The 21913-nt window shown below is 71.8% G+C and carries 15 protein-coding genes; 8 read left to right on the top strand and 7 right to left on the bottom strand.

The features are described from left to right. Positions 1-255: 255 nt before the first annotated feature. Positions 256-1350 carry a zinc-dependent metalloprotease gene (locus tag AB0G15_RS15340; protein ID WP_362839453.1) on the bottom strand — a complete coding sequence of 365 codons (1095 nt, stop codon included), beginning with the start codon at positions 1348-1350 and terminating at the stop codon, positions 256-258. A 51-nt stretch (positions 1351-1401) separates the two neighbouring features. After that, positions 1402-2769: a D-alanyl-D-alanine carboxypeptidase/D-alanyl-D-alanine-endopeptidase gene (gene dacB / locus AB0G15_RS15335; protein ID WP_362839450.1), complete on the bottom strand. Its 1368-nt coding sequence runs from the start codon at positions 2767-2769 to the stop codon at positions 1402-1404. 122 nt (positions 2770-2891) lie between these two features. On the opposite strand from dacB, the gene AB0G15_RS15330 reads away from it, so the two are divergent. After that, positions 2892-3389, top strand: coding sequence for an inorganic diphosphatase (locus AB0G15_RS15330; RefSeq protein WP_362839447.1), 498 nt, complete (start codon positions 2892-2894; stop codon positions 3387-3389). Positions 3390-3607: 218 nt separating this feature from the next. On the opposite strand, the gene AB0G15_RS15325 is transcribed toward AB0G15_RS15330, so the two are convergent. From AB0G15_RS15325 to AB0G15_RS15310, 4 genes are all read right to left on the bottom strand, one after another. After that, positions 3608-4894 (bottom strand): NlpC/P60 family protein, encoded by a 1287-nt coding sequence (locus tag AB0G15_RS15325; protein WP_362839444.1) that lies wholly within the window; start codon positions 4892-4894, stop codon positions 3608-3610. A 480-nt stretch (positions 4895-5374) separates the two neighbouring features. Further along, positions 5375-7300, bottom strand: a complete 1926-nt coding sequence (locus AB0G15_RS15320; RefSeq protein ID WP_362839441.1) for a sigma factor — start codon at positions 7298-7300, stop codon at positions 5375-5377. Positions 7301-7649: 349 nt separating this feature from the next. Further along, positions 7650-8468, bottom strand: coding sequence for a hypothetical protein (locus tag AB0G15_RS15315; protein ID WP_362839438.1), 819 nt, complete (start codon positions 8466-8468; stop codon positions 7650-7652). 63 nt (positions 8469-8531) lie between these two features. Continuing rightward, entirely contained in the window at positions 8532-10142 is a 1611-nt protein-coding gene (locus tag AB0G15_RS15310; protein ID WP_362839435.1) for an ATP-binding cassette domain-containing protein, read from the bottom strand. Between the two features lie 218 nt (positions 10143-10360). Between AB0G15_RS15310 and AB0G15_RS15305 the strand changes: the two genes are divergently transcribed. The 4 genes from AB0G15_RS15305 (at position 10361) to AB0G15_RS15290 (ending at position 15760) form a co-directional block, all read left to right on the top strand. Continuing rightward, positions 10361-12271, top strand: coding sequence for an ABC transporter ATP-binding protein (locus AB0G15_RS15305; protein WP_362839433.1), 1911 nt, complete (start codon positions 10361-10363; stop codon positions 12269-12271). After that, positions 12271-14097 (top strand): ABC transporter ATP-binding protein, encoded by a 1827-nt coding sequence (locus AB0G15_RS15300; protein ID WP_362839430.1) that lies wholly within the window; start codon positions 12271-12273, stop codon positions 14095-14097. Before AB0G15_RS15305 ends, AB0G15_RS15300 begins: the two co-directional genes overlap by 1 nt. A gap of 260 nt (positions 14098-14357) precedes the next feature. Continuing rightward, the gene (locus AB0G15_RS15295) at positions 14358-14837 is read left to right on the top strand and encodes a hypothetical protein (RefSeq protein WP_362839427.1); all 480 of its coding nucleotides are present in this window, start codon (positions 14358-14360) and stop codon (positions 14835-14837) included. After that, positions 14834-15760 carry an oxidoreductase gene (locus AB0G15_RS15290; protein WP_362839424.1) on the top strand — a complete coding sequence of 309 codons (927 nt, stop codon included), beginning with the start codon at positions 14834-14836 and terminating at the stop codon, positions 15758-15760. Before AB0G15_RS15295 ends, AB0G15_RS15290 begins: the two co-directional genes overlap by 4 nt. A gap of 57 nt (positions 15761-15817) precedes the next feature. Here AB0G15_RS15290 and AB0G15_RS15285 read toward each other — a convergent pair whose 3' ends face one another. Next, on the bottom strand, positions 15818-16654 hold the full coding sequence (locus AB0G15_RS15285; protein WP_362839421.1) for a GNAT family N-acetyltransferase: 837 nt from the start codon (positions 16652-16654) through the stop codon (positions 15818-15820). Positions 16655-17127: 473 nt separating this feature from the next. Here AB0G15_RS15285 and AB0G15_RS15280 point away from each other — a divergent pair, with 473 nt between their 5' ends. The 3 genes from AB0G15_RS15280 to AB0G15_RS15270 all read left to right on the top strand — a co-directional run bounded on the left by AB0G15_RS15280 (position 17128) and on the right by AB0G15_RS15270 (position 21627). After that, the gene (locus AB0G15_RS15280; RefSeq protein ID WP_362839418.1) at positions 17128-20460 is read left to right on the top strand and encodes a hypothetical protein; all 3333 of its coding nucleotides are present in this window, start codon (positions 17128-17130) and stop codon (positions 20458-20460) included. A gap of 103 nt (positions 20461-20563) precedes the next feature. Next, complete coding sequence (locus tag AB0G15_RS15275; RefSeq protein WP_362839415.1) at positions 20564-20974, top strand: VOC family protein; 411 nt, start codon at positions 20564-20566, stop codon at positions 20972-20974. A 173-nt stretch (positions 20975-21147) separates the two neighbouring features. Continuing rightward, a complete protein-coding gene (locus AB0G15_RS15270; protein WP_362839412.1) occupies positions 21148-21627 on the top strand; it encodes a DUF1801 domain-containing protein in 480 nt (159 codons plus the stop codon). The last annotated feature ends 286 nt before the right edge of the window (positions 21628-21913 follow it).

The raw sequence follows: 21913 nt of genomic DNA, 5'->3' as shown, positions 1-21913 counted from the left end.
CACCGGAGTGACCGTCGTGACCGGCGGGGTTTTCGGGGTTGCCGGGATCGGGCGCGGCCGGCGGGGCAGGCAGGGTTGACGGGGTCGGCGAGATCGACGGGGCGGGCGCGACCGACGGGGTCGATCGGAGCAGGCACAGCCGACGGGGTTGCCGGGAGCGGGCGCGGCCGACGAGGCCCGCGAGGTCAAGGGGCGGGCGTGGTCGGCGCGGCCGACCGGGCGGCGCGATCGAATCGGGTCGCCCGGCCGGACCGGTCAGCCGACGGTGCCGCTGGCCTCGGGGATGGCCGGGGTGCCGATCACCCTGGCGATCCAGCGCTCCGGCTTGGCGATCTCCGCCTGGGTGGGGAGCGTCTCCGGCGAGGTCCAGATCTTGTTGAAGCCGTCGATGCCCACCTGTCCCACGACCGTGCGGACGAAGGCCGATCCCTCGGCGTACTGCTTCATCTTGAGGTCGAGACCGAGCAGCCTGCGGATCGTGCGGTCGAGCCGGGAGCCGCCCTCGCGGCGGTGGTGGAACTTGGCGCGGATGTCGGCGACCGAGGGGACCACCGAGGGGCCCACCGCGTCCATGACGTAGTCGCCGTGCCCCTCGACCAGGGTCATCACCGCGGTGAGCCGGTCGAGGATCACCTTCTGCTCGGGCGTCTGGATCGCGTCGATCAGGTTGCCCTCGCCGCCCCTGACGACGTCCGTGAACGTGCCGGCGGCCGAGCGGAGCCGCTCCAGCAGCGCGGGAAGGTCGATGTCGGAGGCGAGCAGGAAGTCGGTCGTCTGCGTCCTGACGTACTCGCGCAGCCAGGTGACGCCGGTGAACTGCACCCGGTGGGTCTCCTCGTGCAGGCAGACCCAGAGGCGGAAGTCACGCGGGTTGACGTTGAGTTCCTGCTCGGCGTTGACAATGTTGGGCGCGACCAGGGTGAGACGTCCCGTGGGCGCCTGGCCGGTCGGGTCCGGCGGCAGGAACAGCTCGTACTGCCCCAGGACGCGAGAGGCGAGGAAGGCCAGCACCGCACCCACCTCGACCCCGGTGACGCGCGAGCCCACCGCGCTCACGATCGCCGGTGTCTGGTTCCCCCTGGCGGCCATCCGCTCGGTGAGCGGCTCCAGCACCACCCGGAAGCCGTCGATGTTGGCCTTGATCCAGCCGGGCCTGTCGACGATGGTCGCGGGTTGCGGCGCGGTCTCGGTGTCGATTCGGGTGAACTCGCGGACGTGCCCCTCGGCCTCGCGCGAGAGCCGCCGTAAATCGGCGACGGCCTGCCGGGCCTCCTCTCGGCTGACTTGCGGCCCGGGGCGCACCAGGCGCGTTCCGGTCGCTACGGCAAGATCCCAGTCGATCACCTGCATACCGTCCACCGTACGTGCTCTCCCGTCGACTCGCGCACCCGGAACCCGTGATCAGCTGGCGGCGACCGCGGCGGCGAGCCTGTCGAGGGCCGCCTCGGCCTTGCCCCAGCCCGGCGGGACCCTGTCCGCCATGAAGGCGAAGGTCACCATGCGTCCGCCCCGCGTGGTGGTCATGCCCGCCAGGGTGTTGACCCCGTCGAGGGTGCCCGTCTTGGCGCGGATCAGCCCGTAGGCGGAGTGGAGCTTGTCGAACCGGTGCCCGAGGGTGCCGCTGAAGCCGGCGACCGGCATGCCGCTGATGATCGGGTGCAGGCCGGGATTGGCCGGGGAGGCCGCCGCCGCGACCAGGCGGGCGAGCGCCTCTGGGGCGATGCGGTTCTTCGGCGACAGCCCGCTGCCGTCGAACACCCGCACGCCCTTCGCCGCGCCGAGCCGGGTCAGCACCTTGCCGACGGCCGCGGCGCCGCCGTCGAAGGAGGCCGGCTCCCCCTCCTTGATCGCCACGTGCCTGGCCAGCGCCTCCGACAGGTCGTTGTCGCTGAGCGTGAGGGCCCGCTCGACCAGGGCGTAGACCGGAGCGGAGTCGACCCGGGCGAGCTCATGCGCACCGGCCGGGGCCTTGGACCGCCTGGCGGACTTGGAGACCGTGACCCCGTACTTCGACAGCAGTGACACGAACGCGGCGTGCGCCGCGCGGGAGGGGTCGGAGACCCGCTGGTCACTCCCGCGCGAGACCCTGCCCTCGTCGATCATGAGCGCCGTGACGGGGGCGACGCTGCCCTCGGGGACGTAACCGGGCTTCCAGGTCGCGGCGGTACGCGACCCGGTGTAAAGGGAGTCGTCGTAGGCCACCGTCACCTTGGACACGCCGGCCTCCTTGAGCGCCCTGGCGGTACGCGAGGCGAGGGTGGCGAGCGAGGCGGGCCGGGGATAGACCGGGCTCCCCGCCGTCCTGGGACTCGCCAGGGTGGGGTCGCCGCCGCCGACGAGGATGATCGAGCCGGGCGAGGAGCCCCGCACCACGCGGGTGCTCAGCCTGGCGTCGGGTCCCAGCGAGGCCATCGAGGCGACCGCGGTGACGACCTTGGTGGTGGAGGCGGGGGTGATGCCCGTGGCCGCGCCGCTGCCGAACAGCAGAGCGCCCGTCTCCGCGTCGAGGACCGCGGCGCCGACACTTCTCCCCAGGGCGGGGTCACCCAACGCCTCGGTCAGCCGCTCCGCCAAAGTACCCTTGGCGGGGAGAGGGCCGTTCCCCCCCGCGGCCAGCACCGGACCCGCGGTGATGACCGGGACGGGGGGCGGCTCGGCCGACGCGACGATCGTCTCGGGCTCACCTTCGACCAGCACATCGCTGGTGAGCAGGTGTGCCCCGGCCGCGACGACGAAGATCTGCAGCAGGACGAGAGTGACCAAGGCCACCCACCGCTCACGCCGCATTATCGTCGCCGTCCTCTCATCATCGGTATCCAAAAGGCATAAATCGCCTACGAGACATTAACGCCCAACCGGGGGTGCCCGGGGGCCTGAGTGGAGGAACCGCGGTGGAGTTCGACGTTCTCGTTGAGATTCCCAAGGGGCAACGGAACAAGTACGAGGTGGACCACGAGTCAGGCCGCATCAGGCTCGACCGCATGCTCTTCACCTCCACGCAGTACCCCGCCGACTACGGCTTCATCGAAGACACGCTCGGCGAGGACGGTGATCCACTCGACGCCCTGGTGCTGCTCCAGGAGCCGACCTTCCCCGGCTGTCTGATCAAGTGCCGGGCGGTCGGCATGTTCCGCATGACCGACGAGAAGGGCGGCGACGACAAGGTCCTGTGCGTCCCCGCCACCGATCCCCGGATGGAACACATCCGCGACATCCACCACGTGCCGGAGTTCGACCGCCTGGAGATCCAGCACTTCTTCGAGGTCTACAAGGATCTGGAGCCCGGCAAGTCGGTCGAGGGCGCCAACTGGGTCGGCAGGGTTGAGGCCGAAGAGGAGATCGTCCGCTCCATCAAGCGCGCCAAGGACGAGGTCCAAGGAAAGCACTGATTCGTGACCGGATTATTACCCGGTCTTTGGCCGGTCTCCCCTTGGCCGGTCGTCTTACGGACGGTCGGCCTTTGACCGGTCGTTCGTCGGAAGAATCGGTTTTCGGCCGGTCGTTCGGCGGGCGATCGGCCTTCGACCGGTCGTTCGTCGAGCGGTCGGTCTTCGGCCGGTCGTTCGGCGGGCGGCCGGTCTTCGGGCGGTCGGTCTTCGGCGGGTCGTCACGCGGGACGGGTCGCGCCGACGAGGTCGCTGCGCCACATCGGCGCGACCCTGACCACGTCCCCCGTCTGCGGGGCGTGCACCATCAGCCCCCGGCCGATGTAGATCCCCACATGATGGATGTCGCCGGGATTCTGGGTGATCTGCCCGTAGAAGAGCAGGTCGCCCCGCTGGAGTTCGCTGAGCCGCACGTGCGGGCCCGCGGTCCACTGGGTGCCGGTCCAGTGGTCCAGGAGGACCCCGACCCGCTCCCAGGCCCGCATGGTCAGCCCCGAGCAGTCGTAGGCGGCCGGCCCGTCGGCCGCCCACACGTACGGCTTGTCGAGCTGGGTGAGCGCCCAGTCGGCGGCGATGTCACCCCTGGCGGAACCGGCTGTCACGTTGAGCGCCCAGCGCGACGCGGGCTTTCCCGAGGCCACCGCCATCCGCGCCGTCTCGCGGCGCACGGCGGCCGCCTGATACCGAGCGCGCTCGGCGTTCTCCCTCGCGATCCTGGCCTGCTCCAGGGCCGCCTCACGCTTCCTGGCGAGGAGGTCGGCGGCGCCACGCGCCTCTTCGGCCAGCTTCTCCAGCCGCGCCTGCTCCTCCTTGATCCGCCGGGTCTCGTCGACCTGCCTGGCGACGGACTCCTCTGCCGCGAGCTTCGCCTCCTCGGCCCTCGCCTGCGCCTCCCGTTGCACGGCGTAGGCGTCGTCCGCCTGCGCCTGGAGGATGGCGAAGACCTCCTGGGCCTCGCGTAGCTGCTTGAGCGTCTCCGCCTGCCCTCCGCCCATGTGGGCCAGGATGCTCGCCCTGCGCAGGTAGCCGTCGTCCGTGGGGCCGCCGCTGTCGGTCATCATGGCCATCATGGGCTGGGCGATGTCCAGCCCGCCGTAGTTCTGGGTGGTGATCGCGGCCACCGCCTCCCGGGCCTCCCCGACCTCGGAGCCCGCCGTCCTGGCCCGCTCGGCCGCCTCCTCGGCGAGTTTCTTGACGCGGGCCGTCTTGACCAGTTCCCCGTTGTACGACTCGACGAGCCGCTCCGCCTCGGCGACCAGCTCCTCCAGCCTGGCCTGCGCCTCGGCGACCAGGACCGTGGTCGAGCCGAGCCTGTCACCGCGCTCGCGGGCCAGCGCCCGCGCTTCGGCCACCTCATCGGCCGACGGGCCCGACACACCGCCCGGCGCGGCGTCGCCCGGCCCCGGCCGGCCAGGAACAGCGCCGGCGGGGAGCCCCGGCCCGGCGATCAGGCAACAGGCGAGGCCCGCCACCGCGGCGGCATGACGGCGCCGTCTGACTGAATGCATGCGTCTCCCCCCGGAGTCCCTTTGAATACCGCGTGTCGCGATCTCACCGCGTGTCGCGGTCCCGCCGCACGACGCGGCGCGTCGCCGCATGCCAGGCGGCGGCCTATCTCAACATTCCCGTTCGTCACTCTCCGCACACATACCACTCACGCCCCGTAGTCACCGCCCGCCACAATACCCCCGTCGGCGAGGGCCTCGGCCCCCGTATCTCACACCCGATCTCCTGTACGGCGAACGCGCGGCGGTTTTCTCCCCGGACGTCCGTACGGCCCGCCCGGTGGAGGTCCGGAGCGGGCCGAGAGCAGGGCCGGAGAACGGAGTTGGGAGTCCGGAGGAGACGCGGACCGGGGAACGGGGACGACAGGCGGCAGGAGAACAGGGAGGCAGGGACCGGGGAACAGGGAGGCGTGGACCGGGAACGGGGACGACAGGCGGCGGGAGAACAGGAAGGCGGCAGACCGGTGAAGCCGGTCGGATCGATCAGGCCGGTATGGCAGCCGTCCCGGAGGGGGAGGGAGACTCCGGCCGCGAGGGTGGTGTGGCGGGAGTCGTGCCGGTGGAGGCCGGCGGGGACCCCTCCGAGGACCGCTCCCGGCCTGGACCACCCGACGACCGCCCCTGGCCCGCGCCGTCCGGGGTCCGCCCACGGCTCGTGCCGTCCGGGGCCCGCCCGTGACCCGAGCCGTTCGAGATCCGTTCCGGGCCCTGGCCGCCCGGGCTCCCCCCGCGGCCCGCGCCGTCCGAGGTCCGCCCCGGACCGGCGGGAGCCGGTCGGGAGTCGTCCGGGACCTGCCGCGGACCGGACCTCGAGTGGCCGGGGCTCGTCCGCGGGCGCCGCGAATCGGCGTGCGACGGCCGGGGGTCCGCCCGCGGCGGCTCCGCATCGGCCCGCGGCGGCCGAGGGATCGCGCGCGGAGGCCGGTGCTCCCCTCTCGGGGGCCTCGGATTCGCCTGCGGGGACCCCGGATTCGCCCGCGGGGGCGCCGGGTCCGCCGGCCGGTGGGTGATCCCGCAACGGCGGGAGGAGTGTCCGTGGTGGTGGCGGGACGGGGGGTGCCTGTCCGGCGCGCCGATCCCGGAAGATCCCGGCCGCACGGGTGACAGAGGCGGCACGGGTGACAGGGGCGGGGACGGCGGGGCCGGGTTCTCCGCCGGAGCGGCCGGCCGGTCGGCCGGCCCGTCGGCCGAAGGTCCCTCTCGGGCGGGATCGGCCGCTCCGTCGCCGGACGGGCCGTCACCCGGCCGCCGGGGCGAGACCTCCGTCCGAGGACCGGCCGGGTCCGGCGTCCCCGGCTCGTCGTGCCCGAAGACCGGTCCGGTGGCACTGACCGGCTCCGTCATCCCGAGCGAACCGATCCGCTCGATGGCCGTTCCCTCCCCGACGGGTTCCAGCGGCGCGGACGTGCCGCCCCGCCGGGACTCCCCCGGCACGCGGGCGTCCGGCTCCGCCACCGCCGGGAACGTGCCCGAGGCGACGCCGGAACCCGTGCCTCCCGGGTCGACCACGGACTGGGCGAGGACCAGGGCCAGCGCCGCCACAGCGGCGACCGCGGCCGCCGCGCCGGCCAGCGCGTAGGGCCGGCGGGATCCGCGCCCCCTGCCGGCGGGGAACCCGGCACCGTCGAGAGGACCGGCCAGGCGGGCGACGTCGCGCCGGTAGGGGACCCCCTCGGGGTCGGTGAAGTGGCTCATCACCCACGCGCGCAGCGTGGGCGGGAGCGCGACCAGGGGGAGCAGATCGAAGACCTTGGCGGCGGAGACCTGCCTGACCCGGTGCGGGGCGCAGGTGTCGCAGCGGTTCACGTGGCGGATGACCCGCTCGCGCGCCTCCGGCGTGAGCTCACCGGTGAAGCCGGTGAGCATGCGGGCCCGGCTCGCGCAGTCGTAGGGCCCCTTGCGGACGAGGACCTCCGCGGTGACGACGTCGCGCAGGCGCTCCCTCGCCGACTCGTACAGCGCACCGGCGACCTTGGGAGTGACGCCCAGGACCGCGGCGAGGTCGATGGGCCCGAAACCGTGCCGGCAGCTCAGGTCGAGGACCTCACGGTCACCGGCCGACAGGCTCCGGGTGGCGTTCCACGCCATCACCCGCAGGTCCGCGTCACCTCCGGCGGCGAACACCGGGGCGGGGACCAGCGAGTCGCGCCCCTCGGCGAGATGACGCCGTACGCACTCCCCCCGAGCGAGTGCGTACAGCCACGCCTCCAGCCGACGGGAGTCGGCGAGCGCGTGAATATGGGCCTCGGCGGCGATGAAGGTGCCGAGGAGCGCCGACTCCGCGGCGTCGGAAGTGGCGAGCATTGAGCGGCAGTATCGGTAGACGCTTTCCGCGTATGAGTCGTAGAGATCGGCGAGGGCTCCGGGGCTCCTCGCGCACAACGCCGCGACCAGGACACTGTCAGTCATGTAATCGAAGGTAAACGCCGGGTAACCGGAAATTCCAGCGATTCGCCAACGGTGACTCCGACTGTCTTCGTCACGTCAACGAGCCGAGTAAAAACCCACCACTAATAGCAATCATAAATATTGATGAATAGCCATTTAATCGAACTAATCGTGCCTATTGGTACGCCAAGGAAGGGCCCCCGCCGTGGGCGAAAGGTCATGGCCGGACGGTCATGGCCGGACGGTCGCGGATGAACGATCGCGGGCGGGCGGGCAAGGGCCGGCGGTCACGGGTGAAAGATCACGGACGAACGGGCAAGGCCGACGGTCACGGACGGGCGCTCACTGACGGACGCTCGCGGACGGGCGCTCACGGACGGACGGCGCCCGCGAGGGGCGCCTGCCTGCCCCGGTCCTTGGCGAACGGCGGCATCTTCGGCTTGGCCGTGTTCAGGGGCAGCGAACCGCCGAGGGCGAGTTGCTCGAAGGGACGGCTGCTCGACCCCCAGGTGCGCGCGGTCACCTCGGCGGAGGCGATGTCGCGGGTGTCCTCGACGCTCTTGATCTGCAGGATGAACCGGCGCTTCTGGCCCGCCTGGACGTTGTCCACGAACGTGCTCCCGCCGCCGAGCAGCTTGCCCCGCTTGTCGCGCAGGAGAGCGGTGACGGCCAGGCTGCGGGCCGGTACCACGTACGGGGTGCCGACGTAGCCGGTGACGAGATAGTCGCCGTCGGCCGTGCGGTCGGTCAGCACCTCGCGGACCGGGAAGGGCTGGAAGGCCGAGACGATCCGGCCCGCCTGGTGCCAGCGCGCCGGGCGGTACGCGATGCTCACGGCGGCGGGCTTGTCCTGGGTCACCACCTGGCCGGTGAAGGGGAGCGTCCCCGCCGGGGGCACCGCGTCCAGAGGCTGTTCCAGCCGGACGACCTCCTTGCCCTCGGAGTTCTTGGCCACCACGGTGGCCACGACGTGCTCGCCGAAGTGCCACGGGTTGGTGTTGGCGAGCACTCCGGCCCAGTTCACCACGTACCCGTCATCGCCCTTGATGATGGACGAGGCCTGCTCCCTGACCGCGATCGGCTGGAGCGCGGCGGCCTGCTTCGCCTCCTCCTCGTCGTCGGTGCATCCGGCGCATCCGACGAGGAGGAGGAGGGCGAGGGCGCCGACGATTCGGGTGCTGTGCGTCACCTAGCCGTGATAACCGGTGACGGCCTCCCGCCCACCTGGACACGCCGGGAACGGCCCGAGTCTTTACCTCTGCCGGACAACCCTGGCCTCGTCCCATACCGGTTCGGATGATTCGTAGACCTTCCCATCCGCGCCGAAGACCAGATACCGGTCGAAGTCATCGGCGAACCAGCGGTCGTGGGTGACGGCGACCACGGTCCCGTCGAAGGCGTCCAGCCCTTCCTGGAGAGCCTCGGCACTGGCCAGGTCGAGGTTGTCGGTCGGCTCGTCCAGCAGCAGCAGGGTGGTGCCCGACAGTTCGAGCAGCAGGATCTGCAACCGGGCCTGCTGGCCGCCGGACAGCGTCTCGAAGCGCTGCTCGGCGATGGTCCCGGCCAGCTCGTAGCGGGACAGCACCTTCATCGCCTCGTTCTTGAGCCGGGCGTGCTCGGTCATCACGATCTCGCAGGGCGTCCGGCCGATGAGCTCGGGGCGGGCGTGCGTCTGGGCGAAGTGGCCGGGGACGACCCGGGCGCCGAGCCTGGCCACGCCGGTGTGCCTGACCTCCTCTCCGGCGATCAGGCGCAGGAAGTGTGACTTGCCCGAGCCGTTGGAACCCAGCACCGCCACCCGCTCGCCGTACCAGATCTCCAGGTCGAACGGCTTCATCAGGCCGGTGAGCTCCAGCTTCTCGCAGATCACCGCCCGCTTGGCGGTCCGGCCGCCCTTGAGCCGCATGCTGATGAACTGCTCCTTGGGTGCCGCCTCGGGCGGCCCGGCCTCCTCGAACCTGCGCAGCCGGGTCTGGGCCGAGTGGTAGGCGGCGGCCATGGTGTCCATGTACTTGGCCTTCTGCTTCAGCATGAGGACCAGGCGCTTGATCTTGGCGTGCTCCTCGTCCCAGCGCTTCTTCAGCTCGTCGAGGCGCTCGTTGCGCTCCCTGCGCGCCTGCGCGTACGAGCGGAAGCCCCCGCCGTGGACCCAGATGTTGCCCGACTCGACGGTGATGATCCGGTCGGCCGCGTTGGCCAGGAGCTCCCTGTCGTGGCTGACCAGCAGCACCGTCTTGGCCGTCTCGCGCAGCGCCCGCTCCAGCCAGAGCTTGCCCGGCACGTCCAGGTAGTTGTCCGGCTCGTCGAGCAGCAGCGTCTGGTCGGGCCCCCGCAGCAGCGCCTCCAGCACCAGCCGCTTCTGCTCACCGCCCGACAGCGTGTTGACCTCGCGGTACTTGCAGTCGTCGTACGGCATGCCGAGGGCGGCCATGGTGCAGGTGTCCCAGAGCACCTCGATGTCGTAGCCGCCCGCGTCGGTGTAGTCGGTGATGGCCTGCGCGTAGCGCATCTGCGCCTTCTCGTCCTCGCGCTCCATCATCACCAGCTCGGCGGCGTCGAGCCGCGCGGCCGCCTCCCGCACACGGCCCGGGGCGACGCTGACCAGCAGGTCGTGCACGGACCTGCCGTCGCGGATGCTGCCGATGAACTGCCGCATGATGCCCAGGCCGCCGGAGCTGGCGACGCTCCCGTCGACCGGCTGCAGGTCTCCCGCGATCAGCCGCATGAGGGTCGTCTTACCCGCCCCGTTGGGCCCGACGAGTGCCGCCTTCACCCCCTCGCCGACCCGGAAGGACACGTCGTCCAGCAACGGCCGCCCATCCGGCAGGACGTATGTCAGATGGCCAACCTCAACGTGCCCCACGACGATTCCTCTCCAAAGGTCCTCGCGCAGGGTACCCGTCAACCGGCCCCTCGGACATTTCGATTTCCGCCGTCACGGCATCGTCCGTTCGCGCCGAGCCGGGTGGGGTGGGGCCTCAGGGCCGGGGCGGGAGCCTCAGGGCCGGGGCGAGACCGGGGCGGGACCGGGGCGGGACCGGGGCGGGACCGGAAAATCCGATGGGAAACGGTCGGTGCCCGGTGGTAGAAAACAAGTTCGATCCCATCATCGATCCGCTCGGGGGCGAGCTCGTGGTGACCAGCAGTTCGGAGTTCTCCGTATCCGGCCGCCCGCACGACAGGCGGGGTCCGGTGCGCTGGCTCTGGTCCCATCTTCGCCGCCATCCGCTCCAGCTGACCGGGTTCCTCGGCGCATCGCTGATCATGGTCGTGCTCAACGCCATGGTCCCCGGGCTCACCGGCGCGGCCTTCGACGCCGTGCTGGGCGAAAACGGCGGCGGAGCGCGGGCACTGGGCGCGATCTCGCTGGTGCTGCTCGCGATCGTGCTGGCCCGCGGCGCCTTCGACGTCGTCGCGCGGCTGGCCAGCGAGGTGCTGGCCAAGCGGCTGGAGCGGGACGCCAGGGACGAGCTCTACGTCAGCCTGCTCGGCAAGAGCCAGACCTTCCACAACAGGCAGCGGGTCGGCGACCTGATGGCACGGGCGGCCAACGACATCCGGCAGCTCTCCACCATGATCAGTCCGGGCGTCGACCTGATCGTCGACTCCGGCCTGACCGGCCTCGTGCCCCTGGTCTTCATCGTCACGATCGATCCGCGGCTGCTGCTGGTGCCCGGCGTCTTCGCGGTCGCCTTCGTCGTCGCGCTCCGGCACTACATGGCACGGCTCAACCCGGTGGCGACCCGCATGCGGGAGCAGTTCGGCGATCTCAACGCCGGGCTGAACGAGGCCGTCCGCGGCATCGAGGTCATCAAGGTGACCGCGCAGGAGGAGCAGGAGCGGCGGCGGTTCAGGACCCTGGCGCGGCACTACCGCGACTCCTTCGCCCGCAACGGCCTGGTCCAGGCCCGCTACCTGCCGACCCTGCTCTTCGCCTTCGCGATGGCCGGCTCGCTCTGGCACGGCCTCTACCTGCACTCCGCGGGTGCCATCACGATCGGCGAGCTGGTCGCCTTCATGGGCCTGGTGGCCATGCTGGGCTTCCCGACCAACATCTCGATCTTCACCTTCTCGCTGGTCCAGATCGGCATCGTGTCCTCCCGCCGGATCCTGAGCATCATGAACACCGAGACCGAGCTCGGACAGCGCGCCGACGGCCACACCGCGCCGATCAGCGGGGAGATCGTCTTCGAGAACGTGACGTTCGGCTACGGGGAGGACGACCCGGTGCTGCGCGGGGTGACGTTCACCGTACGGCCGGGCGAGACCGTGGCGATCGTCGGCGAGACCGGCTCGGGCAAGAGCACCCTGGCGAAGCTGGTCCCCCGGATCTACGACGTCACCGCGGGCCGGATCCTCGTCGACGGCGTGGACGTCCGCGAGTGGGACCTCGACTCGCTGCGCTCCCAGATCTCCACCATCGAGCAGGACATCGTGCTGTTCTCCCGGTCGGTGGCCGAGAACATCGCCTTCGGGCTGGGCCAGCGGGCGGAGCGGGAAGCCGTCGTCCGAGCCGCCGAGGAGGCCCAGGCGGCCGAGTTCATCGGCGAGCTCGACGACGGCTACGACACGGTCATCGGTGAGCGCGGCGTCACCCTCTCCGGCGGCCAGCGCCAGCGCCTGGCCATCGCGCGGGCCCTGCTGACGGATCCGGCGATCCTCGTGCTCGACGACTCGACGAGTGCGATCGACTCCGCCACCGAAGACAGGATCCAGCAGGCCATCGGCCGCGTTCTCGACGGGCGCACCACCTTCCTGATCACCCACCGGCTCTCCCAGATCCGCTGGGCGGACAAGGTCCTGCTGCTCCGCCGGGGCGAGCTGGTCGACTACGGCACGCACGACGAGCTGCTCACCCGAAGCCGCCTCTACCGGCGGATCTTCGCCCATTACGACGAGGTCGACGTGGCCGGCGGAACCGACGGCACCGTGTCCGGCGACACCACCGACCCGGCCGTGATCCTCGCGGGCGAGCAGGGAGCGCAGGGCTGATGGGCTTCATCATGGACGGCCTCGACGCCGAGGACTACGACCGCACCTACAGCGATCGGGACCTCCTTCGCCGGATCCTGTCCTACTTCCGGCCGAAGCTGGGATCGATGATCCTGGTCGCGGTCATGATCGTGCTGTTCTCACTGAGCCAGGCGGCCATGCCGTTGCTGGTCAGCTGGGGTGTGGATGGGATCGAGGACGGCACGATCGCCGACGTGGGCCGGCAGCTCACCGCCGGCCTGCTGCTCGCCGGGGTGCTCGGCTGGCTGTTCAACTTCGTCCGCCAGTGGCAGAGCGCGAAGGTCACCGGCGACGTCGTCCTGCATCTCCGCCAGGACGCGTTCGACGCCGTGCTGGAGCGCGACCTGTCGTTCTACGACGAGACGCCGTCAGGCAAGATCGTCAGCCGGGTCACCTCCGACACCGACGACTTCGCCACCGTCTCCACCCTGACGATGGACCTGATCAGCCAGGTGCTGATGGTTGGTTTCGTCACGATCCTGCTCTTCCTACGCAGCGTCGAGCTCGCCCTGCTGACCCTGCTCGTGGCGCCGGTCGTGATGGGCATCGCCCTGCTGTTCCGGCGGGTCGCCCGCAGCAGCACCCGCAGGGCTCAACGCTCGCTGAGCCGGGTGAACGCCACCCTGCAGGAGACCATGGGCGGGATCACCGTCGCCAAGAACTTCCGCCAGGAGCAGCGGGTCTACGACGAGTTCCGCCCCATCAACCGGCAGAGCTACCAGGTGACGCTCAGGCAGGGGTTCGTCTTCTCCGGCATCTTCCCCGTGCTCTTCCTCGTCGCCGGGCTGGCCACGGTCATGCTCGTCCAGCTGGGCGGCACCACCGTGCTCGGCGGCGGGTTGTCCGGCGGCGACTGGTTCCTCTTCCTGCAGGGCGTCGCGCTCTTCTGGTTCCCGCTCACCTCCATCGCCGCGTTCTGGTCCCAGTTCCAGCAGGGCCTGTCCGCGTCGGAGCGGGTCTTCGCCCTGATCGACGCGCCGCCCCGGGTCGTGCAGACCGATCCCCAGCCGGTCGGCAGGCTGGCGGGCCGCATCGAGTTCCGCGGCGTCACGTTCGGCTACGAAGCCGAAAGCCCCGTGCTGCGAAACTTCGACCTCACCATCGAGGCGGGCGAGAGCGTCGCGCTGGTCGGCCACACCGGTGCGGGCAAGTCGACGCTCAGCAAGCTGATCACCCGGTTCTACGAGTTCCAGGACGGCCGGTTGCTGATCGACGATCGCGACGTCCGCACGCTGGACCTGGCCGGATACCGGCGGCAGATCGGCGCGGTGCCGCAGGTTCCGTTTCTGTTCAGCGGCACCGTCGCCGACAACATCCGCTACCCGAGGCCCGAGGCGGGCGACGAGGAGGTGCTCGCCGCGGCCGCGGCGGTCGGCGGGGGCGACTGGATCGACGCCCTGCCCGACGGCCTGCGGACCGACGTCGGCGAGCACGGCCGCGCGCTGTCCATGGGCCAGCGCCAGCTCGTCGCGCTGGCCCGCCTGCTCATCCAGGATCCGGCGATCGTGGTGCTCGACGAGGCCACCGCCAGCGTCGACCCGCTGACCGAGGCCCAGATCCAGGAGGGCCTGGACCGGGTGCTGGCCGACCGCACCTCCATCGTCATCGCGCACCGGCTGTCCACGATCGAGCACGTCGACCGCATCATCGTGCTCGATCACGGCCGGATCGTCGAGGAGGGTGACCACACCACGCTGCTGGCTCGCGGCGGCCACTACTGCCAGGTCTACAACACCTACTTCCGGCACCAGTCTCCCGACTACCGGCCCGGCTCCGGGTTCGTCTCCGTCGCCGGCTCCGCGTGATCGAGGCCGTTCGAGCCGGGAGTCCCCGGCACCGGCCTTGAGGACTCCCGGTTCGAGCGGCCGGCGCGTCGTCGAGAACGGCGTGCCGGGCGGCTCCTGACCCCCGCCACCCGATCGATCCCGCCACCCGATCGATGCGTCACTCGATCGATGCGTCACTCGATCGATGCGTCACTCGACGAAAATACTTGACGCATGACGTCAAGTAGTTGATGCTGATCACCAATGCTTGACGTTCGATGTCAAGTAGAGGAGGAAACATGAACACCTGGACGGAGGCGCGTGACGCGCTCGCTGACGATCTGGAGAGGGTCGTCGGCGGCCGGCTGCTCGATCCGCTCGACATCCTCTTCGGCACGGCGGACCTGATGCGGGACCGGCTGGCGGCGGAGGCCCGCACCTGGGCCGAGACACTGCTCGGCCAGGACGACCAGGCGGCGATGTACACCGCGATTCGCCTGGTGAGCGCCCTGTACCCCGGGGACGCCCCGTTCGACCCACCGGCCGGGTGGTGGGGCACTCCCTTCGGCCAGGCCGTGCTCCGGCGGGCGGGGCATCCCACCGCCGTCGCCGTCCCCGTGGCCGTGGCCGCGGGCATGCTCGGCATCACCCGCCAGGGCGTTCACGACCTGGCCAACCGCGGCAAGCTCGAACGGCATCCTCCCGGCATCACCGTCGCCTCCATCCGTACCCGGCTCACCGCCCGTGCACCGGACCCCGTAAAGGAAGATCACACATGATCGACGATCACACGGCCTCCGGTGGCCTCCTCCCACTCGGCGACGGACCGGCCGTCGGCCGTCTCGGCTACGGAGCCATGCAGCTGCCGGGTCCCGGGGCCTGGGGGCCACCCGAAGACCCGGCGGCGGCCCGCGCCGTCCTGCGCCGGGCGATCGAGCTCGGTGTCACCCACATCGACACCAGCGACTTCTACGGCCCGCACGTGGCCAACGAACTCATCCGCGAGGCGCTCCACCCCTATCCCGACAATCTGGTGATCGCCACCAAGGTCGGGGTGGTCCGCGACGAATGGCGCGGCTGGAATCCCGCCGCCGCACCGGCCCAGCTTCGCGACCAGGTCGAGGAGAACCTCTTCCGGCTCGGCAGGGCCCGCCTCGACCTGGTCTATCTGCGGGTCGGCGGCGACGGCCTGCTCTTCCCCGACGACACTCCCTTCGTGGAGTCGTTCGCCGCCCTCGTCGAGCTGCAAGGGCGTGGCCTCATCCGGCACCTCGGGCTCAGCGGGGTCACCACCGCCCAACTGGCCCGGGCCCGTGAGCTGGCCGCGGTGGTCGCGGTACAGAACCGCTTCAACCTCCTCGACCGTGGCAGCTCCGACGTCCTCGCGGCCTGCGAGGAGTACGGGATCGCCTTCGTCCCGTACTTCCCCCTCTCGGCGGGAATGCTCAGGCCCGGCCTGGACACGTCACAGGCTCCGCCCGGCATGGCCCCCACCTCGGAGCAGGAGCGGACGCTGGACGACGTCGCCGGACGTCACGGCGCGAGCCGTGCCCAGGTGGTGCTCGCCTGGCTGCTGTCCCGCTCCCCGGTCACCCTCGCCATCCCCGGGACCTCCTCCGCCGCCCATCTGGAGGAGAACGTCGCCGCGGCCGGCCTGCGGCTCACCGAGGACGACATCGCCCGGTTGGACAAGCTCGCCTGACCGGCCTCCGCCCGGCGGCCGGCCGCCGACGAACCGGAGCGCCAACAGGCGGGGACGCTAGCCGGCGGGCTCGGCGATCAGCGCCGTGCCGGCGCGGCGGAAACCGAGCCTGGCGTAGATCCGGGCGACGTCCTCGTCTCCCGCCGACAGGAAGACGGTCTTGACCCCCCGGGAGCGGGCGTCGGCGATCAGCGCCGCGGTGACCGCGAGCGCGAGGCCGCGACGGCGAGCGGCGGGCAGCGTGCCGACCCCGACGATCTCGCTCACCTCCCCGACCTGGTTGTGCTGGCCCGCGCACAGCGCCGTACCGCCCTCGACGGCCGCGGCTATCACCGTCAGCCCCGCCCGGACCCGTGCGGCGCCGCTTTCCAGGGAGCCGTCAGCGGTGCGGGCGAGGACCGCCTCCGCCAGGTCCGCGGTGTCCGCCGCGCCGACACGCGTGCCGGGCTCGGCGAAGGCGAGGTGGGGAACCACCAGCGCGGAGGGCAGCGCCGGGTCGTCCGTCCCCAGGACCCGCACCGCCGGGTGCTCGGGCGCTCCCTCCGGCGCGACCGGCGCGACGTCCGTTCCGAGCACCATCAGCGGATGTTCGTGAACCGTGAGCCCCGCCTCCTCGACCGCGGCGCGAAGGGTGGGCGTGGTCTCGGCCACCCACTCGAAACTCTCCGGGATCCCGAGCTCGCGCTGCCGGTCGCGGACCCGGGTCACGTCGTCGGCCCGCACCGGGCCGGACCACCCGGAAGCCGGGCGCGCGTAGAAGGGCCACCCCACGCCCTCCCGTACGAACAGGGTGAGCGGCCCGTGGTCCTCGACCCTGGCCTCGCGTCGCGGAACCGCGTCGTAGTAGTGCTCGATCAGGTCCAGCAGGGCCCGGGAGCCTTCGGTGGCAGTCATGTCCCGCATCCAAACAGCGGCTCGTGGGCCGACGCCACCGCATTACGCGCCGGTCACGGCTGTCGCGGCGATGCGGCGCGGCACGGCAGGGCACGGCGCAAGACGGCAGGAGGCAGCACGGGGGTGGCACGGGCCGGGCAGGGGTCTCCCGCCACGGGCACCGGCCCGTTCGGCAGGGGTGTGAACCTACGGGGTCGCGAGGGCTGCGGAGCCTTCGGACTCGCTCACCAAGCCCGGAAATATCCCCTGAACATGCATTGAAAACGCCTAAATACCCATTATCGGTTCATGCAGCGGAAAGAAGGCTTTCCGCATCAACAGTTCCGACAGGGGCATGTCCCCACGAGCATCTCGCCATCGGGAAAGCAGCCTATGCTTACGACAGAAGCATCTTTGTCACCTTATTATTGGTGATTTCCACCTTTCGCAGACCGCATAGCGAGCGATGATGTTGCGATGAGTGGCAGCAAGAAATGAACAACGGCGATGAGAACAGCGGCGACGTACGGCGGCGACCGCTCCTGTTCATCAGCTCGCAGCCTCCTCCGGGACCGCTACGTGACCTCAGGGACCTGCTGCACGAGTTGTACCTGGAGGCCGGGGCCCCCACTCTCGACGACATCGCCGGGGGAATCGCCGGTGACCTCCCCGGACCCGGTGCCCCCGGGCGCGACACCGTCCACCGGATACTGGCCTCGGCGGAGACACCCCCCAGCCAGGCCGACCTGACGGCGGTCATCACCGTCCTGGCCCGCCTGGCCCGGCGGGATCCCGCCGGCACCGCCGACCGGGGTCGCGAGCTGTGGAGGAGGGCCCGCCTGGGCTCGCCGGCCGGACTGCCGATCCGCTCGCTGGCCGACCCGTTCTCGCTGGGGGTGCACCGGGCGATCGACGCGGGCGCGGAGGCCGCCGGAATGACCGGCCTGCCCGCCTACGTGCCGCGCCCCCATGACGACCGCCTGGCCGCCGTCGTACGGCGGGCGACGGCCGGACGCAGCGCGGTCGCGATACTGGTCGGCGACTCGTCGACCGGCAAGACCCGGGCCTGCTGGGAGGCCGTGCGGCTGCTGCCCGGCGGATGGCGGCTGTGGTGTCCGGCCGACCCCGGCCGTCCCGGGACGACCGCCCTCGCCCTGGGCTCCATCGCGCCGCGGACCGTCGTGTGGCTCGACGAGTCGCAGTCCTACCTGCTCACCCCGGCCGGCGGCATGGGTGAGCGCGTCGCCGCCGGGCTGCGGGCCCTGGTGAGCGACCCGGAGCGCGGCCCGGTGCTGGTCCTGGGCACCCTCTGGCCCGAATACTGGGCCGCCCTCACCGCGGCTCCCGCCGCGAGCGGCGGCACCGACCCCCGTACCCAGGCGCGGGCGCTGGTGACCGGCGCGGCCATCCACGTCCCCGGCCGGTTCACCGGCTCCTCCCTGGAGGCGGTACGCGGCGCGGCGAGCGGCGATCCGCGGCTGGAGCGCGCGTACGCCGGGGCCCGCGACGGCCGGATCACCCAGTACCTGACCGGCGTGCCCGGCATGGTGGAGCGCTACCGCAACGCGCCCGCCCCGGCCAAGGCCGTGATCGAGGCCGCGATGGACGCCAGGCGCACGGGGCACGGCCCCGCCCTCCCGCACGCCCTCCTGAAGACCGCCGCGTTCGCCTACCTGACCGACCACGAGTACGGCTCCCTGCCCCGGGACTGGTTCGAGCGGGCCCTGGCCTACGCCTGCGGTGCCCACGGCCCCCTCACACGCGTCGGCCCCCGCCACGACGAGCCGTCCGCGTACCCCCGCTACCGGCTGGCGGACCACCTGGAACAGCTCGGTCGCGCCGAGCGCCGTACGCGTCCCGCTCCCGCTGCCCTGTGGGACGCGCTCGCCTCCCACGCCGACCCCGGGGACCTGCCGTGCCTCGCCGCCCAGGCTCGGGCCCGCGGTCTCTACCACCACGCCCTCCTGCTGTACGGGGCCGCCGCCGCGGCCGGCGACCCCGACGCCCCGCGGCAGGCGATCGCCCTGCTCGAAAAGACGGGACGTACCGAGGAGGCGCTCACCTGGCTGCGGATCCACGGCGGGCCGGACAACGCCCAGGCCATCGGCCGGCGCGCCGCCGTCCTCCACAGGGCCGGGCACCGCGAGAGGGCGATCGCCGCCTACCGGCGCGCCGCGGAGGCGGGAGACGCCGACGCCCCGAGGGAGGCGATCACCCTGCTCGTGGACGAGGGAAGGGTCAAGGAGGCGCTCACCTGGCTGTGGGCCCACGACTGGTTCGGCGACGCGGGCCTTCCCGTCTGGACCGCGGCGCTCCTCGACAGGGCGGGACACCGCGAGGAGGCCCTCACCGCCTACCTGCGCGCCGCGAGGACCGGGAACGTCGACGCCCCGGAGTGGCTGGCGTCCCTGCTGTACAGGACCGGCCGCAGGGAGGAGGCGGTCGCCGCCTGCCGTCGCGCCGCGAGAACCGGCGACGGCCACGTCCTCAAGCAGGCCGTCGCCCTGCTGCGGGAGATGGGACGGACCGAGGAGGCGATCACCTGGCTGCGGATCCGCGCCGAGACGGGTGACACCGACGCCCTGTGGGAGGCGGTCGAGCTGCTGCGGGAGTCGGGACGGGCCGATGAGGCGATCACCTGGCTGGAACCCCGCGCGGAGAAGGGTGACCATCGCGCGATCTCGAAGACGGTCGAGCTGCTCCGGTACACGGGACGGACCGAGGAGGCGATCACCTGGCTGAGCGCCCGCGCCGAGACCGGCGACACCTACGCCTACTGGCGATCGATCGGCCTCCTCCGGCGGACAGGACAGATCGAGGAGGCGATCACCCGGCTGAGCGCCCGCGCCGAGACCGGCGACCGCCTGGCACTCGAGGAGGCGGTCGAGCTGCTCCGGGAGTCGAACCGGGCCGGGGAGGCGATCACCTGGCTGTACGCCCTCGCGGAGACCGGTGACCGTCCCGCCCTCGATCTGCTGCCGCACCTCCTGGAGAGGGCGGGGCGGACCACGGAGGCGATCGCCGCCCACCGGCGCGCCGCCGAGGCGGGAAACGCCGGTTCGCACTGGTCGATGGCGGCACTGCTGCACCGGGAGGGTCACCTGGAGGAGGCCTTGGCCGCGTACCGGCGCGCCGTCGAGGCCGGGCACACCGGCGAGGGCTGGCGGATGGTCGAGCTGCTCCAGGAGACGGGACGGACCGAGGAGGCCCTCGCCGCGTACCGGCGCGCCGCCGACGCCGGGGACGCCGGTGCCGGCTGGCGGATGGTCGAGCTGCTCCAGCGGACGGACCGGACCGAGGAGGCGATCGCCTGGCTCCGGGCCCGCGCCGAGACCGGCGACACCGACGCCCTGTGGAAGGCGGTCGAGCTGCTCCAGGAGGCGGGACGGGCCGAGGAGGCGATCGCCTGGCTGCGGGCCCGCGCCGAGGGCGGCGACGTCGCCGCCCTCGGGCGGTTCGCCACCCTGCTGTACCAGCTGGACCGTTCTGAGGAGGCGGTCACCTGGCTGCGGGCCCGCGCCGAGACCGGCGACACCGACGCCCTGGACCACGCGGTCGACCTGATGTACGAGACAGGCCGGGCCGAGGAGGCCCTCACCTGGCTGAGCGCCCGTACCGAGGCGGGCGACACCGGCGCCCTGACCTGGACCGCCGTCCTGCTGCGCGAGACCGGCCATCCGGACAGGGCGGTCCTCGCCTACCTGCGCGCCGCCGAACTGGGGCTCCCCGGCGCCCTGCGGCAGGCGATCGCCCTGCTGAGACGGCTGGGCCGCACCGGCGAGGCCGACCGGCTCCGGCGGTACGGGATCACCCCCGGCAGGACGTGACCCCCGCGTCGTACCGGGCCGCCGGGGTGCGTGGCGAGGCAGGCGGCGGACCGGTCAGGAATCGAGAAGCGCGCACCCCCACACCGCGCCTAGCGTTACCTGCATGAATATCACCGTTCACGCGAGCTTCCTGCCGCACGACGACCCGGACGCGTCCCTGGCCTTCTACCGCGACGTTCTCGGCTTCGAGGTGCGCAACGACGTCGGGTACGGCGGGATGCGCTGGATCACGGTCGGCCCCGCCGGCCAGCCGGGCGTCTCCGTCGTCCTGCAGCCGCCGGTCGCCGACCCCGGCGTCACGGACGACGAGCGCCGTACCATCGCCGAGATGATGGCCAAGGGCACCTACGCCGGCATCCTCCTGGCCACCGACGACCTCGACGGCACCTTCGAGCGGGTGGAGGCCGGCGGCGCGGAGGTGGTCCAGGAGCCGGTCGAGCAGCCGTACGGGGTTCGCGACTGCGCCTTCCGCGACCCCGCGGGCAACATGATCCGCATCCAGGAACTGCGCTGAGCCGGACCCCGCGGTCCTCCTGACGGTCGCCGCCGGCGGCCGGATCACAGTCGCCGCGGCGCAGGCGCCTGGGGGCGGATGTCGCGGCCACTCCATCGGCCCGCCCCCTGCGGTCAGCACGATCGTCACGGCAACCACCAAAAACGGCAACCACCAAAAGGAGCGTCACCTCGATGAGCGCCGCACCGAAAGCCGACGACGACAAGCAGAGCGCGTCCTCCGGGGATGGATTCTCCGACGTGGAGCGTGCCGCCATCAAGGAGCGCGCGGCAGAGCTGAGGGGCGCCGCTCGCCGCGGCCGGGGCACGGGCAAGGCGGCGGCCGACGAGCGGGACGTGCTGGCGAAGATCGCCGAGATGGCGCCGCCGGACCGTGCGCTGGCCGAGCGTGTGCACGCCGTCGTCACGGCCGCCGCTCCGGAGCTGGCGCCGAAACTGTGGTACGGCCAGCCCGCCTACGCCAGGGCCGGGAAGGTGGTGTGCTTCTTCCGCAGCGGGCGGGCGGACAAGGAGCGTTACTCCTCGCTGGGGTTCACCGTGGAGGCGAACCTCGATGACGACGATGGCATGTGGCCGACGGCTTACGCCCTGACGACGTTGGGCGAAGCCGGTGAGGCGGCGCTCACGGAGCTCGTCAAGAAGGCCGTGAGCTGAGGTTTCGGCGAGTCCGGGAGGCGCGGGTGAGGGCCCAGGACTTCTCCGCGAGGTCGCGTGAACCCTCTGACGGGAAACGCCACTGCTCGGAGCCGGCTGAGAACCGTCGTTCGGATAACGCTTCTCAGAAGGCACGGCGACCCCGGACCGGGGAAGGGGCGGGGCCGTCGTGTCCGCTCGGAAGCGGCCGACGGTGGCCGAGGTGGAGGTCAGGGCCCATCGGTGCGCAGAACCCTGGCCGTCACCCCCGCCAGGTGAGCGAGGAGGCCAAAATGATCAAACAGCG

The organism is Streptosporangium sp. NPDC023825 (genome assembly GCF_040639575.1).
In the GTDB taxonomy this organism is placed as follows: Bacteria; Actinomycetota; Actinomycetes; order Streptosporangiales; family Streptosporangiaceae; genus Streptosporangium.
Note: the sequence above shows the minus strand (reverse complement) of the source record. Positions and strands in the feature narration are given on the sequence as shown.